Origin of the sequence: Paenarthrobacter sp. AT5, from assembly GCF_032764245.1 — a bacterium.
GTDB classification, from domain to species: domain Bacteria; phylum Actinomycetota; class Actinomycetes; order Actinomycetales; family Micrococcaceae; genus Arthrobacter; species Arthrobacter ureafaciens.
This window is the reverse complement of sequence record NZ_CP136441.1, coordinates 2,789,582-2,804,015: the sequence shown is the minus strand read 5'-3', so window position 1 is coordinate 2,804,015 and position 14,434 is coordinate 2,789,582. Positions and strand designations below refer to the sequence as shown.

Genomic DNA, 14,434 nt, shown 5'->3' with positions numbered 1-14,434 from the left:
CAAGGCCGGGCCCTCCCGTGCGCCGTCAGCGAACAGTGCGATTCCGGCGAACAAAACGCCGGCCAAAGCGGTTAGTGTCCAATGTAGTGAAGTTCAGTGAGGTCACTGGCACCAGCGAGAGGTAAGTACTTATGTCACAGCAATCAGAGGCTCCCCGGATGGCAACTGTCGATCCCGCGGCCCAGGACAACTACATCTACAACCGCCTGCTGAAAGAGCGCATCATCTGGCTCGGCTCCGAGGTCCGCGATGAGAACGCCAACGCCATCTGCTCACAGCTTCTCCTCCTCTCGGCAGAAGACCCGGAGAAGGACATCTACCTTTACATCAACTCCCCGGGTGGCTCGGTGACCGCCGGCATGGCCATCTACGACACCATGCAGTTCATCCCGAACGACGTCGTCACGGTCGCAACCGGCCTTGCCGCGTCCATGGGCCAGTTCCTGCTTTCCTCGGGCACCAAGGGCAAGCGCTACGCCACCCCCAACGCCCGCATCCTCATGCACCAGCCTTCCGGCGGAATCGGAGGCACGGCGTCGGACATCAAGATCCAGGCTGAGCTGATCCTCCACATGAAGAAGGTCATGGCCGAACTGACGGCTGAGCAGACGGGACAGACTGTCGAAACCATCCTCAAGGACAACGACCGCGACAAGTGGTTCACGGCCACCGAGGCGCTGGAATACGGCTTCTTCGACAAGATCTCGGCGCACGCCGGTTCCGTGGCCGGAGGCGGCGGAACGGCAAACCAGTCGGATTCCAACAACAACTAGCCGGCATTAGAACCACTGAAACCAGGAGCAATTGACATGAACTACAACTTCGGATGGTCTGCCGGCAATCTTCCTACCAGCCGCTACGTCCTGCCCCAGTTCGAAGAGCGCACGCCCTACGGCTTCAAGCGCCAAGACCCGTACACTAAGCTCTTCGAGGACCGGATCATCTTCCTCGGCGTGCAGGTTGATGACGCATCGGCCGATGACATCATGGCCCAGTTGCTGGTCCTTGAGTCCACCGACCCGGACCGCGACATCACGCTGTACATCAACTCGCCCGGCGGTTCGTTCACGGCCATGACGGCTATCTACGACACCATGCAGTACATCCGGCCGGAGATCCAGACGGTCTGCCTTGGCCAGGCTGCCAGTGCCGCAGCTGTGTTGCTGGCGGCCGGCACGCCGGGCAAGAGGCTGGCCCTTCCGAACGCCCGCGTGCTGATCCACCAGCCGGCGCTCTCCGGTGGCCAAGGCGGCCAGGCATCCGACCTGGAAATCCAGGCAGCGGAGGTCATGCGTATGCGTACCTGGTTGGAAGACACCCTGGCCCAGCACTCCGGTCGGACCTCCGAGCAGGTCAACAACGACATCGAGCGGGACAAGATCCTTACCGCCGAGGAAGCCCGGGCCTACGGCCTGATTGACCAGGTCCTGGATTCCCGGAAGATCAAGCCCCAGGCTATCGCCCGGTAGCACACGGAAATCGACGCCGGTGCGGTTCGCGAAATATGGACCGCACCGGCGTTCTGTTTCCACGCAAGCGGCACATTGTGACCTAGAGTGGAAGAAGTCACGGTGGTGCCAACCGCGGCAAGGCCGCACACTTGAGTACGGCGCGGAGCCGCATCACCCGTATGCAACGAAGGGATTCCCACATGGCTCGGATTGGCGAGAGCACGGATCTGCTGAAGTGTTCTTTCTGCGGAAAGAGCCAAAAGCAGGTTCGGAAGCTGATTGCCGGGCCCGGCGTGTACATCTGCGACGAGTGCATCGAGCTCTGCAACGAGATCATCGAAGAAGAGCTGGCTGAAGTTTCGGACTTGGGCAGCTTTGAACTCCCCAAGCCCCGGGAGATCTTCGATTTCCTCCAGGAGTACGTCATTGGCCAGGAACCGGCCAAGCGTTCCCTTGCCGTGGCTGTCTACAACCATTACAAGCGGATCCAGGCAGGCCACGCCCCCAAGAGTGGCAGCCTTGGCGACGGCGCCCACCACGAGGACGTGGAGATCGCCAAGTCCAACATCCTGCTCATCGGCCCCACGGGCTGCGGCAAGACGTACCTGGCCCAGACCCTGGCCCGCCGCCTTAATGTCCCCTTTGCCGTTGCCGACGCCACGGCCCTGACCGAGGCCGGGTATGTTGGCGAGGACGTTGAGAACATCCTGCTCAAGCTCATCCAGGCTGCGGATTACGACGTCAAAAAGGCTGAGCAGGGAATCATCTACATCGACGAGATCGATAAAATCTCCCGCAAGAGCGAGAACCCTTCGATTACCCGCGATGTGTCCGGCGAGGGCGTGCAGCAGGCACTGCTGAAGATCCTTGAAGGCACCGTGGCCTCGGTTCCGCCCCAGGGCGGTCGCAAACATCCGCACCAGGAATTCATCCAGATCGACACCACGAACGTCCTTTTCATCGTGGCCGGTGCTTTTGCCGGGCTGGAGGACATCATCGGTTCGCGGTCCGGACGCAAGGGCATAGGCTTCGGAGCCCAGCTCAACGAGGTCCGGGACAACGTGGACTCCTACGGGGAGGTCATGCCTGAGGACCTGCTGAAGTTCGGCCTCATCCCTGAGTTCATTGGTCGCCTTCCCGTCATCACCACGGTGTCCAACCTGGACAGGCCGGCATTGATCCAGATCCTGTCCACGCCCAAGAACGCCTTGGTCAAGCAGTACCAAAAGATGTTCCAGCTCGACGGTGTGGAGCTGCAGTTCGACGACGACGCCTTGGATGCGATTGCGGACCAGGCGTTGGAGCGCGGGACGGGAGCCCGCGGACTGCGGGCCATCATGGAAGAAGTCCTGCTTCCCGTCATGTTCGATCTCCCCAGCCGCGACGACATCGCCACGGTGGTCATCACCGCCGATGTCGTGGCCAAGAAGGCGCAGCCGACCATGATCGCCCACGACGTCGTGGCCAAGCGCCGGAATAAGTCGGCGTAAGCGCCGGTTGCAGCCCACAGGAGGTTGATCCTCCGCATCTCACGTTTCCGCGTGCCGTTTTCACCCTTCCGAGGAGTTTCCTGTGCCTGAAAAGACATCGACAGATCAAGCAGTCAACAAAGCCGACTTCTGGTTCGACCCCGCATGCCCTTTCGCTTGGATCACCTCCCGCTGGATCGGCGAGGTTGAACAGGTCCGCGGCATCGAGACCGAATGGCACGTCATGAGCCTCTCCGTGCTGAACGAAGGCCGCGATCTGCCGGAAGACTACCGGGCGCTGATGGATCAGAGCTGGGGTCCTGTGCGGGTGATCATCGCTGCGCAGGAACTCCATGGCAGTGAATACGTCAAGCCCCTCTACGACGCCATGGGCGAAGAAATCCACCATGAGGGCAACAAGGACCGCCCGTCCGTGATCCGTAAAGCACTGGCAGAAGTGGGCCTACCGGCGGAACTGGCCCGCTTTGCCGATTCCGACGAATACGATGCCCAACTGCGGGCCAGCCACGAGGCCGGGATATCACTGGTGGGCCAGGACGTGGGAACGCCTGTGGTTGCCTTCAATGGGACGGCATTCTTCGGCCCGGTACTGACCCGGATTCCCCGCGGCGAAGATGCGGGCAAGCTCTGGGACGCCACGGTGGCCTTGGCTGGTTTCCCACATTTCTTCGAGCTCAAGCGGAGCCGCACTGAAAGTCCTGAATTCAACTAGCTCACGGTTGACCAGCCACCCCCGGCTACTTCAGGAACCGTGAGGTCCTCCTGTCGGCAAGGATCTTGCCGTTGGTCTGGCAGGTAGCGCAATACTGCAGGGAGGTGTCCGCGAAGGACACCTCCCTTACTGCGTCCCCGCACACGGGGCAGGGCTGGCCGGTCCTGGCATGAACCCGGAAGTTGCTTCGCTTGGTGTCCTTCAATTCGCTCGACGGCTTGCCGGAGGCAGCGGTCACCGCACTCACCAGGACCTCCTGCATGGCGTCGTAGAGCCTGGAAATGTGCTCCTCGTCCAAGGACTTGGCGATGGCGAAAGGTGAGATCTTCGCGGCGTGCAGGATCTCGTCGCTGTAAGCATTGCCTATTCCCGCAATGACACTTTGGCTGCGCAGCAGGCCCTTGATTTGCTGGGAACTGGACCGGACGATCGCCGCCAGGGCGTCGACGTCGAAATCCGGGCTGAGCGGTTCCGGCCCCAGACTGGCGATGCCTGGAACGTCCTGCGGATCACGGACCACGTATATTGCGAGGCTCTTCTTGGTTCCGGCCTCCGTCAGGTCCAACCCGATGTGGGTGTCATCTGCTGGCCGGTGGAACAGCAAGCGCGCAGCGATGTTGCTCTTGCCCATGCGCAGGGCTGCAGATGACGGGTGCTCGGTGTAGCGGACCCATCCGGCCTTGGCCAAATGAAACACGAAGAACATGCCGCCGGCGTCGAGGCACACGAATTTGCCGAACCGTTGGACGCCTTCGATCGTGCGGCCCTCAAGGGCGTAATACGGAGGATCCGCAGTCTTGAGCGCGGCAATGGAGTTGATGCGCACGCCCGTCAGTTCGGCTCCGCGAAGTTGGGTGTCCAGGTAGGTGCACAGGCCGTGCACTTCGGGCAGTTCCGGCATGGCATAACTCTGCCACAAACACTGTGGAAATGATCCCGGCAGCGAGTCTGGAACGATCCCGGAAACTACAATCCTGTAGTTCCCGCGAAGGCCTTGCGCAAGCCCAAACGCGGGACAACAATAGTTCTTACCAACTTCGAAAGAAGCTGGACACGGAAACCGAAGATTCAGTGATTGCGACCAACGCAGCCTTTGGCAAAGTTGGAAACAAGCTACCAGTGACGTGGTAGGACGACCTGAAATTCCAAGGATTCCGCCAGACTGTCAAGCCGTCACCGGACAGCCGAAAAGTCGAAGCCCCACCAACGGCAAAACGCTGATGGGGCTTCCCCTTTGCCCGAAAACTGCTGGGCTGCAACCGGCTACGACGCCGCTGCCTGTTTACGTGGCCGGCGCTTCTTCCGGCTGGGCCAGGACAACGTCGCTGACAGCCAGGTCGCCTTCACCCGACTGGAGGCTGATCTCCTGGGCGTTGGCGGCGGCCTTCAAGTCGCCCAAACCGGCCTTCAGCTGTGCAATAAGCATCTCGTTGGCCGTGATCGAGGCTGAAAGCACCTCGGTGCGCTGCTTGACCTTGGCCTCGGACTTGGCCTTGCGGATGCCGCTGAGCGCCAAGCCGACCGTGCCCAGCATGGTGGTGTCGCCGTCGGCGATTTCCAAGGCTGCCGGCCAGGCTGCGCGGTGAACCGAACCGGTCCGCCACCAGCTCCACACCTCTTCGGTGGCGAAGGGCAGGAAGGGGGCGAAGAGGCGCAGGAGGGAATCGAGCGTGGTTGCCAGGGCCGCCAAAACGGAGGCCTGCTCTGCGTCGCCGGCCGCTCCGTACGCGCGGTCCTTGATGAGCTCGACGTAGTCGTCCGTGAACTGCCAGAAGAACGATTCGGTGATCTGGAGGGCGCGGGCGTAGTCGTAGTTGTCGAACGCCTTGGTGGACTGGGCCACCACGTCGGCGAGCTGCGCCAGGAGCGCCCGGTCCAAGGGGTTGGTCAGGACCGAGAGATCGGAGGAGACCACGGAGTTCTCGGTCGCTCCCAAATTGAGGACGAATTTGGAGGCGTTGAGCAGCTTGATGGCCAGGCGGCGCCCGATCTTCATCTGGGCGATCTCGTAGGCGGTGTCCGCGCCGAGCTTTGCGGAAGCGGCCCAGTAGCGCACGGCATCGGAGCCGTATTCGTTGAGCACATCGGTGGGTACCACCACGTTGCCCTTGGACTTGGACATCTTCTTCCGGTCCGGGTCGAGGATCCATCCGGAAATGGCGGCGTGCTTCCACGGTGCGCTCTTCTGCAGGGCATCGGCCCGGACAGCGGAGGAGAAGAGCCAGGTGCGGATGATGTCGTGGCCCTGGGGGCGGAGGTCGAACGGGTAGACCTTGGAGAAAAGGTCCTCGTCCCGGCTCCAGCCGCCAACGATCTGCGGGGTGAGCGAAGAAGTGGCCCAAGTATCCAGGACGTCCGCGTCACCGGTGAAGCCGCCCGGCTGGTCGCGCTGCGACTCGTCGTAACCCGGGGCGGCGTCGGCGGCAGGATCCACGGGAAGGATGTCGTCGGAGGGCAGGACCGGGTTGTCATAGTCCGGGTTGCCCTGGGCATCCAGCGGGTACCACACAGGGATGGGCACGCCGAAGAACCGCTGGCGCGAGACCAGCCAGTCGCCGTTCAAGCCGGCAATCCAGTTCTCGTACCGGGAACGCATGAAGGACGGGTGGAAGTTGATTTCCTGGCCGCGGGCGATCAGGCGTTCGCGGCGGTCCTCGTCGCGGCCGCCGTTGCGGATGTACCACTGGCGTGAGGTGACGACCTCAAGGGGTTTGTCGCCCTTTTCGAAGAAGTTCACGGGGTGGGTGATCTTCTTGGGCTCGCCGTCCAGGAGGTCCGCGGCCTTCAGGAGTTCCACGACGGCTTCCTTCGCGGAGAACGCCGTCTTGCCGGCAATGGCGGCGTAGGCTTCCTTGCCTGCCTCGGTGGTGATCCACTCGGGGGTTTCGGCAATGATGCGGCCATCGCGGCCCATGATGGCCCGGGTGGGCAGCTGCAGCTCGCGCCACCACGTGACATCGGTGAGGTCGCCGAAGGTGCAGACCATGGCGATGCCCGAGCCCTTGTCAGCCTTGGCGAGGGGGTGGGCCTTGACTTCGAGCTCGACGTCGAACAGCGGAGACGTGACCGTCTTGCCGAAGTAGGGCTGGTAGCGCTCGTCGTCGGGGTTCGCCACCAACGCGGCGCAGGCGGCCAGGAGTTCGGGACGGGTGGTCTCGATGAAGATCTTTTCCCCGTCCTCGGTGAAGAAGGGGTAACGGTAATAGGCGCCCGGGACTTCCCGGTCCTCGAGCTCGGCCTGGGCCACAGCCGTGCGGAAGGTGACATCCCACAGCGTAGGGGCTTCTGCCATGTAGGCGTCACCGGCGGCGAGGTTCGCGAGGAAGGCACGCTGGGATACGGCGCGGGAGGTGTCGTCGATGGTCCGGTAGGTCAGGTTCCAGTCAACGGACAGGCCAAGGGTCTGGAAAAGGTTCTCGAAGACTTTCTCGTCCTCGACGGCGAGTTCCTCGCACAGTTCGATGAAGTTCTGGCGGGAAACGACGTCGAAATCGCGCTGGTTCTTGGCCGGCTGGGCAGGTGGCCGGTAATCGGCGTTGTAGGGGATGGCGGGATCGCAACGCACACCGTAGTAGTTCTGGACGCGGCGCTCCGTAGGCAGGCCGTTGTCATCCCAGCCCATGGGGTAGAAGACGTTCTTGCCCGTCATGCGCATGTAGCGGGCCTGGACGTCCGTCTGGGTGAAGGAGAACATGTGTCCCACGTGCAGCGAGCCGGATGCGGTGGGCGGGGGAGTGTCGATCGAGTAGACCTGCTCCCGGGTGGTGTCCGGGTTGAACTTGTAGGTTCCTTCCGCGAGCCAGCGCTGCGTCAAGGCAGCCTCCAGGCCTTCAAGGGCCGGCTTGTCGGGAACGTTGATCGGGGCGGTGGCGGGCGTGTCTGTACCCTGCGTTGATTCAGCCATGGCTCAATTGTTTCATGGTCCGCCGTTACAGTTTGCCTTCGGCTGCGGCGGGATCGCTCTGTAGGGTGGTCCCATGACTTCGGCAGCACAGACGCAGAACAAAACCGCAGTAGTAACGGGCGCCAGCACGGGCATCGGGGAGGCCACGGTGCGGACCCTCGCCGCCGATGGCTGGAAGGTCTTCGCCGTGGCCCGCCGCGCCGAACGCCTCGAGGCGCTGGCCGCCGAAACAGGGGCAGTGCCGTTCGCTGCCGATGTCACCAGTGACGACGACGTCGCGGCCCTCCTTGCCGCCGTGGCTGACACCGGGGGAGCAGGCACGCTCATCAACATCGCCGGGGGCGCCCGCGGGGCCGACACCATTGCCAACGCCAGCACAGAGGACTGGGAATGGATGTACCAGGTCAACGTGCTGGGAACCATGAAGATCACCAGGGCCTTCCTGCCCATGCTTCGGGCGACGGGCGAGGGCACTGTCCTCAACCTGACGTCCACCGCGGGGCTTTCGGCCTACGAAGGCGGCGCAGGCTACAACGCAGCCAAGTTCGCCCAACACGCCATGACCAATGCTTTGCGGCTTGAAGAAGTGGCGAACAACGTCCGGGTCATCGAGGTAGCGCCCGGCCTGGTCCAGACCGAGGAATTCGCCTTGAACCGCCTGGGGGACAAGGACGCGGCGGCCAAGGTCTACGCCGGAGTGGAGAAGCCGTTGACGGCGGCGGACGTAGCGGACGTCGTGAAGTACGCGGTATCCCTGCCCCACCACATCAACCTTGACCACATCACCGTCCGTCCGGTGGCCCAGGCCGCCAACCACAAGCTCATCCGCAAAGAAAACTAGCTGAGCCGGGCAGTGCTACCCGGCAGGGACCTGCAGCGTAGCCACAAGGGCAGCGTGATCCGTCCCCGCAACCCTGTGCACTGCGTAGCCGGTGCTGCTGATCTGTGGAGTAGTGACCACGTGGTCCAGGACAATGCCGGGCAGGGCCGGACCTTCCATGGGCCACGTGGGGGAAAGACGACCCCACGACGCCACACCCGCATCCACCAAGGTTGACCCGTCACGTCCGGAAGCCAGGAAGTCGCGGAATTCCCGGTGATCGTACGTGGCGTTGAAGTCACCCATGAAAACCTGCCGGCCCGCAGCTCCGGCTTGCCGGGCGGCCGCCTCGAGGTTGCTTCGCCACTGTGCCAGCCGCTCGTCCACAGGCGGCAGGGTATGGACACTCGTGAGGGTGAAAGCTGCCCTGAGTCCGTCCAGGCGCGCGTCTACCCTCACCACTGGCATGTGGAAGGGTGAGTCCGGCAAGCGGCCGGCGTACTCAAGGGGAAACACCGAGTACACGGCGTTCCCAGCGGCGTCGCCGGTTGGATCGCTGACCAAGTGCGGCAAAGTCCTGGGCAGCCCGGCCTGCTCAAGCCGGTCCTGCAAGGCTTGCGAGAACTCCTGCACTGCCAGCACCTGGACGGATTTCTCCCGGACCAGGCGAACCACCTCATCCGCATCAGCCTGGCCGAACTCCGAGTTGAGCGTCATGACCGTCACCGGAACCGCCTGCCGTCCCTCCGGAAGGGCTTCCGGACGGCCGTAGTCCAACGGAAACAGCCAGAACAATTGAACCGCCAGCACAACCGCCGTCGTGAGCACCGCCCAAGCCCGCCGGCCGGCCACAGCAAGCATCAGCGCCAGCCCCGCCGGCACCACAAGCCACGGCGTGAACGCCACCAACTGAACAACCAGTAACGGCCACTCTGCCGGGACAGCACGGAAAACCGACAGAACCACCACTGGCAACACCACCAGCAGCGCCAATACCGTCCAAACACGCGGCGCCCCCGGCCGCCGGGAACGGACAACCGGCAGGGCAGCAGCTTCAGTCATGCGGTCGAGTCTATGCAGCGGCTCCGGCAAACACGGTCCTCCCAAGGGATGAACCTTCAAGTGGAGCATGGGGCTTCGCTGCCGCTAGACTGATGGAAGCAGCTTTGACCCGGCCATCACCGGTGAGCTTCCGGAAGAACGGCACTGCAAGCCCACAGCCAACAGTGCCCAGTAGAACCGGACGGGTAAGCCCGTCACAGCAGTAATGAGCGGCCGGGAATTCATTTCCGGTAAGTGAGGTGGTACCGCGGTACCTGCGCTGTCGAAAAAGCAGCATGGGAGCCGTCCTCGCATCCTGACAGTCAACCAGCTATCACCAGGATATGAGATGACCCACTACCCCAAGGCCTCAGCATCGCCTTCCGGCACGCACGGCGTGTCCGCCTCCGTGAAATTTCCGGAAATCGAAGAGCGCATCCTCAAATACTGGGACCAGGACGGCACCTTCCAGGCAAGCATCGACCAACGCGAAGCCGACCTTCCCGGGGGGACAGCCGGCAGCAACGAGTTCGTCTTCTACGACGGCCCGCCCTTCGCCAACGGCCTGCCCCACTACGGCCACCTCCTCACCGGCTACGCCAAGGACCTCGTAGGCCGCTACCAGACCCAGCGCGGAAAGCGCGTCGAACGCCGCTTCGGCTGGGACACCCACGGACTCCCCGCCGAGCTCGAAGCCATGAAGCAACTGGGCATGACGGACAAGACCCAGATCGAAGCCATGGGCATCGACAAATTCAACGACGCCTGCCGGGCATCCGTGATGAAGTACGCCAACGAATGGAAGGCCTACGTCACCCGCCAGGCCCGCTGGGTGGACTTCGACAACGATTACAAGACGCTGAACGTCGAATACATGGAGTCCGTGCTCTGGGCCTTCAAGCAACTCCACGAAAAAGGCCTGACCTACAACGGCTATCGCGTCCTCCCGTACTGCTGGAAAGACGAAACCCCGCTCTCCAACCATGAGCTGCGCATGGACGACGACGTCTACAAGAACCGCCAGGACCAGACCGTCACGGTCACGTTCCCCATCAAGGCGGGGGAGTCCGAGGTCTCGCAGGCGCTCGCAGGTGTCCAGGCGCTCGCCTGGACGACCACGCCCTGGACGCTTCCCACCAACCTGGCGCTCGCCGTCGGACCCGACATCTCCTACGCAGTCCTGCCTGCCGGCCCGAACGGCATCAAGGCCGCTGCTGCCGAAGCGCCGGTCACGGGTAGCTTCCTGCTGGCAGCTGACCTTGTGGCGTCCTACGCCAAGGATTTGGGGTACGACGACGCTGCTGCCGCGGCTGCCGCCGTCACCGCTACGTACACAGGCTCCCAGTTGGCGGGCCTCGAGTACGAGCCGTTGTGGAACGACTTCGCCGACGCCGAAAAGTACGGTACGCAGAATGCCTGGCGCATCCTGGTGGCTGAGTACGTCACCACGACGGACGGTACAGGCATCGTCCACCAGGCTCCGGCCTACGGCGAGGATGACCAGAAGGTGTGTGAAGAGGCCGGCATCCCGGTTGTCCTCTCCGTTGACGAGGGCGCCAAGTTCCTGCCTTTGTTCGCCCACGGTGAGCTCGCGGGCATCGTTGGCCTGCAGGTCTTCGATGCCAACAAGCCCATCACCCAGGTCCTGCGCGCCGATGGCCGCCTGGTCCGCCAAGCCAGCTACGAGCACAGCTACCCGCACTGCTGGCGCTGCCGGAACCCGCTGATCTACCGCGCCGTATCTTCCTGGTACGTGGAAGTCACCAAGTTCAAGGACCGCATGTCCGAACTGAACCAGGACATCAACTGGATCCCGGGCAACGTCAAGGACGGCCAGTTCGGCAAGTGGCTTGAGAACGCCCGCGACTGGTCCATCAGCCGCAACCGTTACTGGGGTTCGCCCATCCCCGTGTGGCAGTCGGACGACCCCGAGTACCCCCGCACGGACGTGTACGGCTCGCTGGCTGAACTGGAGGCCGACTTCGGGCGCCTTCCCGTCAACAACGAAGGCCAGGTGGACCTGCACCGGCCGTTCATCGATGAACTGACCCGCCCCAACCCGGACGATCCCACAGGCAAGTCCACCATGCGCCGTGTGGAAGACGTGCTGGACGTGTGGTTCGATTCCGGCTCCATGCCCTACGGCCAGGTGCACTACCCGTTCCAGAACGAGGAGTGGTTCAACACCCACAACCCCGCTGACTTCATCGTGGAGTACATCGGCCAGACCCGTGGCTGGTTCTACATGCTCCACATCCTGTCCACGGCGTTGTTCGACCGCCCGGCCTTCCGCAACGTCATCAGCCACGGCATCGTGCTGGGCTCGGACGGGCAGAAGATGTCCAAGAGCCTGCGCAACTACCCTGACGTTTCCGAGGTCCTGGACCGCGACGGCTCCGATGCCATGCGTTGGTTCCTCATGTCCAGCCCCATCCTTCGCGGCGGAAACCTGATCGTCACCGAGCAGGGCATCCGCGACGGCGTCCGCCAGGTCATCCTGCCGCTGTGGAATGTGTACAGCTTCTTCACGCTGTACACGAACGCTGCCAATGGCGGTTCGGGCTACGATGCCAAGCTGCGTTACGACGGATACTCCGACACCCTTGACCAGTACCTCCTGGCCAACACCGGCGACCTCGTCCGCAACGTCACCGAAAGCCTGGACACCTACGACATCTCCGGTGCTTGCGATGAGCTGCGCAGCTACCTGGACATGCTCACCAACTGGTACGTCCGGCGCAGCCGCCAGCGTTTCTTCGACGAGAACGTTGACGCGTTCGACGCCCTCTACACGGCCTTGGAAGCGGTGTGCCGGGTGGCAGCCTCGCTGCTCCCGCTCGTCACTGAGGAGATCTGGCGCGGCCTGACCGGCGGCCGTTCCGTGCACCTGGTCGACTGGCCCGACGCTGCGCTGTTCCCGGCAAACCCGGAGCTCGTGGAGGCCATGGACCGCGTGCAGCAAATCTGCTCCACCGGCTCCAGCCTGCGCAAGGCAGCGAACCTGCGCGTCCGCTTGCCGCTGCAGGAACTGACGGTCGTGGCACCCGGTGCTGACGCGCTGGAAGGCTTCGCCGCCGTCGTCGCCGATGAACTCAACCTTCGCTCCGTGCGCTTGCTGGACACCGCTGCGGCTTCGCCCGAAGAGTTCGGCATCCAGCAGAAGCTGGTGGTCAACGCCCGTGCGGCCGGTCCGCGCCTGGGCAAGAACGTCCAGCAGGCCATCAAGGGCTCCAAGTCGGGCGATTGGTCGGTCAACGACGCCGGCGTGGTGGTGGCAGGTGGACTCGAGCTGGAGCCCCAGGAGTACACGCTCGAAACCGTCGTGGCTGAAACGCCCGACGGCGGAGCTGCCGCGGCTGCCGTTCTACCGAGCGGCGGTTTCGTGGTGCTCAACACCGAGGTCACACCCGAGCTTGCTGCCGAAGGGCTGGCACGTGACATGGTCCGTGCCATCCAGCAGGCGCGCAAGGACGCCGGATTGAACGTGAGCGACCGCATCAAGACCACGGTGGAGGCGCAGCAGGATGTGGTTGAGGCGCTGCAGGCCAATGCCGGGCTCGTCAAGACTGAGACCCTGACCCTGGAGCTTGAGGTGCTGGTGTCCGGCGCCGACGAGCCGCGGGTCACAGTAACCAAGGCAGGGGCCTGATCCATGACTGACGAATTCTCGGTCGAAAGCGTCTATGCGGAACTGCTCGGCCGCGCACCGGAGAACAAGATGGAACCCCGCCTTGCTCCGCTGTTCCGTGCCATGGAGGTCCTGGGCGAGCCGAACAAGGCCTTTCCGATCATCCACATCACGGGAACCAACGGCAAGACCTCTACTGCCCGGATGATCGAGGCGGGACTGCGCGCGCACGGGCTCAGCACCGGCCGGTACACCAGCCCGCACCTTTCCAAGGTGACCGAACGCATCAGCATCAATGGCGAACCCGTCTCCGACGAGACCTTCGTCAGGATTTGGGACGAGATCCGGCCCTACCTGGAGATCGTGGACAACGAACTCGTCGCCGAGGGCCAGCCTCGCCTGACCTATTTCGAGTGTGTCACCATCCTTGGCTTCGCGATCTTTGCCGATGAGCCGGTGGATGTTGCGGTCTTCGAAGTGGGCCTTGGCGGCATCACCGATGCCACCAACGTCGGCGACGGCCAAGTATCCGTGATCACGCCCATATCCCTGGACCACACGGACCTCCTCGGCGATACCACGGAGGACATCGCCTACGAGAAAGCCGGAATCATCAAGCCCGGCGGCTTCCTGGTCAGTGCCGCGCAACCCGTGGATGCCGCCCAAGTGCTCCTGGACAAGGCCCGTGAAGTGGACGTTCCGTTCCGTTTCGAGGGCGTCGAATTCGGCGTGGAATCCCGCAGCGTGGCCGTTGGCGGGCAGGTGCTGACAATCCAGGGACTGGCTGGACGGTATGAGGAGCTGCTGCTTCCCCTGCACGGCGCCCACCAGGCGGAGAACGCTGCGGTGGCAGTTGCCGCGCTGGAGGCCTTCTTCGGCGGGGGAGAGAAAGAGCTGAACGCCGATGTCCTCCGCGAAGCGTTCGGCAACGTCACCTCCCCGGGCCGCCTGGAGGTAGTGCGGACCGCGCCGACGATCGTGGTTGACGCTGCCCACAACCCCGATGGCATCAAGGTCTCTGCCGAGGCCATCCATGAGGCCTTCAGTTTCAGCAAGCTCGTGGTGGTGGTCGGCATCCTCCAGGAGAAGGACGCCGAGGAAATCCTCAAGACACTCCAGGAACAACTGGGCGGCCTGGCTGAGGAGTTCTGCTTTACGCAGTCCAACTCTCCCCGGGCGATTCCCGCGGCGGAACTGGCGGAAATCGCCGTCGACCTCGGTTTTGGCGAGGAGAACGTCCACATTGCGGAGAAGCTCGACGACGCCCTCGAATGGGCGGTCGAACGTTCGGAATCCAATGACGACCTTGCCGGGGGAGTCCTCGTGACAGGCTCCATCACCTTGGTAGCCGAGGCCCGTATCCTCCTCGGAAAGGCCGGTGCCTGACC

At 63.4% G+C, this 14,434-nt stretch carries 10 protein-coding genes; 7 read left to right on the top strand and 3 right to left on the bottom strand.

Features of this window, described 5'->3' with window-relative positions:
• The first annotated feature begins 158 nt into the window (after positions 1 to 158).
• The 4 genes from RI444_RS12870 (at position 159) to RI444_RS12855 (ending at position 3,653) form a co-directional block, all read left to right on the top strand.
• Positions 159 to 773 (top strand): ATP-dependent Clp protease proteolytic subunit, encoded by a 615-nt coding sequence (locus tag RI444_RS12870; protein WP_021470700.1) that lies wholly within the window; start codon positions 159 to 161, stop codon positions 771 to 773.
• Positions 774 to 809: 36 nt separating this feature from the next.
• Positions 810 to 1,469, top strand: coding sequence for an ATP-dependent Clp protease proteolytic subunit (locus tag RI444_RS12865; protein ID WP_021470699.1), 660 nt, complete (start codon positions 810 to 812; stop codon positions 1,467 to 1,469).
• Between the two features lie 182 nt (positions 1,470 to 1,651).
• Positions 1,652 to 2,941: an ATP-dependent Clp protease ATP-binding subunit ClpX gene (clpX, locus tag RI444_RS12860; protein ID WP_021470698.1), complete on the top strand. Its 1,290-nt coding sequence runs from the start codon at positions 1,652 to 1,654 to the stop codon at positions 2,939 to 2,941.
• Positions 2,942 to 3,023: 82 nt separating this feature from the next.
• Positions 3,024 to 3,653, top strand: a complete 630-nt coding sequence (locus RI444_RS12855; protein WP_021470697.1) for a DsbA family protein — start codon at positions 3,024 to 3,026, stop codon at positions 3,651 to 3,653.
• A 25-nt stretch (positions 3,654 to 3,678) separates the two neighbouring features.
• Here RI444_RS12855 and RI444_RS12850 read toward each other — a convergent pair whose 3' ends face one another.
• Both RI444_RS12850 and valS read right to left on the bottom strand, forming a co-directional pair.
• On the bottom strand, positions 3,679 to 4,554 hold the full coding sequence (locus RI444_RS12850; RefSeq protein ID WP_021470696.1) for an Fpg/Nei family DNA glycosylase: 876 nt from the start codon (positions 4,552 to 4,554) through the stop codon (positions 3,679 to 3,681).
• A 381-nt stretch (positions 4,555 to 4,935) separates the two neighbouring features.
• The gene (gene valS / locus RI444_RS12845; RefSeq protein ID WP_021470695.1) at positions 4,936 to 7,557 is read right to left on the bottom strand and encodes a valine--tRNA ligase; all 2,622 of its coding nucleotides are present in this window, start codon (positions 7,555 to 7,557) and stop codon (positions 4,936 to 4,938) included.
• A 73-nt stretch (positions 7,558 to 7,630) separates the two neighbouring features.
• Here valS and RI444_RS12840 point away from each other — a divergent pair, with 73 nt between their 5' ends.
• The gene (locus tag RI444_RS12840) at positions 7,631 to 8,398 is read left to right on the top strand and encodes an SDR family oxidoreductase (RefSeq protein ID WP_021470694.1); all 768 of its coding nucleotides are present in this window, start codon (positions 7,631 to 7,633) and stop codon (positions 8,396 to 8,398) included.
• 15 nt (positions 8,399 to 8,413) lie between these two features.
• On the opposite strand, the gene RI444_RS12835 is transcribed toward RI444_RS12840, so the two are convergent.
• Complete coding sequence (locus RI444_RS12835) at positions 8,414 to 9,439, bottom strand: endonuclease/exonuclease/phosphatase family protein (RefSeq protein WP_207604534.1); 1,026 nt, start codon at positions 9,437 to 9,439, stop codon at positions 8,414 to 8,416.
• Between the two features lie 328 nt (positions 9,440 to 9,767).
• Between RI444_RS12835 and ileS the strand changes: the two genes are divergently transcribed.
• Positions 9,768 to 13,067 (top strand): isoleucine--tRNA ligase, encoded by a 3,300-nt coding sequence (gene ileS / locus RI444_RS12830; RefSeq protein WP_207604535.1) that lies wholly within the window; start codon positions 9,768 to 9,770, stop codon positions 13,065 to 13,067.
• Between the two features lie 3 nt (positions 13,068 to 13,070).
• On the top strand, positions 13,071 to 14,432 hold the full coding sequence (locus tag RI444_RS12825) for a bifunctional folylpolyglutamate synthase/dihydrofolate synthase (RefSeq protein ID WP_062096983.1): 1,362 nt from the start codon (positions 13,071 to 13,073) through the stop codon (positions 14,430 to 14,432).
• The last annotated feature ends 2 nt before the right edge of the window (positions 14,433 to 14,434 follow it).

What these genes read in the sequence shown, in the direction of transcription:
- RI444_RS12870 (WP_021470700.1), top strand. Translation starts at nt 159, where the DNA reads ATGGCAACTGTCGATCCCGCGGCCCAGGACAACTACATCTACAACCGC.
- RI444_RS12865 (WP_021470699.1), top strand. Translation starts at nt 810, where the DNA reads ATGAACTACAACTTCGGATGGTCTGCCGGCAATCTTCCTACCAGCCGC.
- clpX (WP_021470698.1), top strand. Translation starts at nt 1,652, where the DNA reads ATGGCTCGGATTGGCGAGAGCACGGATCTGCTGAAGTGTTCTTTCTGC.
- RI444_RS12850 (WP_021470696.1), bottom strand. Translation starts at nt 4,554, where the DNA reads ATGCCGGAACTGCCCGAAGTGCACGGCCTGTGCACCTACCTGGACACC.
- valS (WP_021470695.1), bottom strand. Translation starts at nt 7,557, where the DNA reads ATGGCTGAATCAACGCAGGGTACAGACACGCCCGCCACCGCCCCGATC.
- RI444_RS12840 (WP_021470694.1), top strand. Translation starts at nt 7,631, where the DNA reads ATGACTTCGGCAGCACAGACGCAGAACAAAACCGCAGTAGTAACGGGC.
- RI444_RS12835 (WP_207604534.1), bottom strand. Translation starts at nt 9,439, where the DNA reads ATGACTGAAGCTGCTGCCCTGCCGGTTGTCCGTTCCCGGCGGCCGGGG.
- ileS (WP_207604535.1), top strand. Translation starts at nt 9,768, where the DNA reads ATGACCCACTACCCCAAGGCCTCAGCATCGCCTTCCGGCACGCACGGC.
- RI444_RS12825 (WP_062096983.1), top strand. Translation starts at nt 13,071, where the DNA reads ATGACTGACGAATTCTCGGTCGAAAGCGTCTATGCGGAACTGCTCGGC.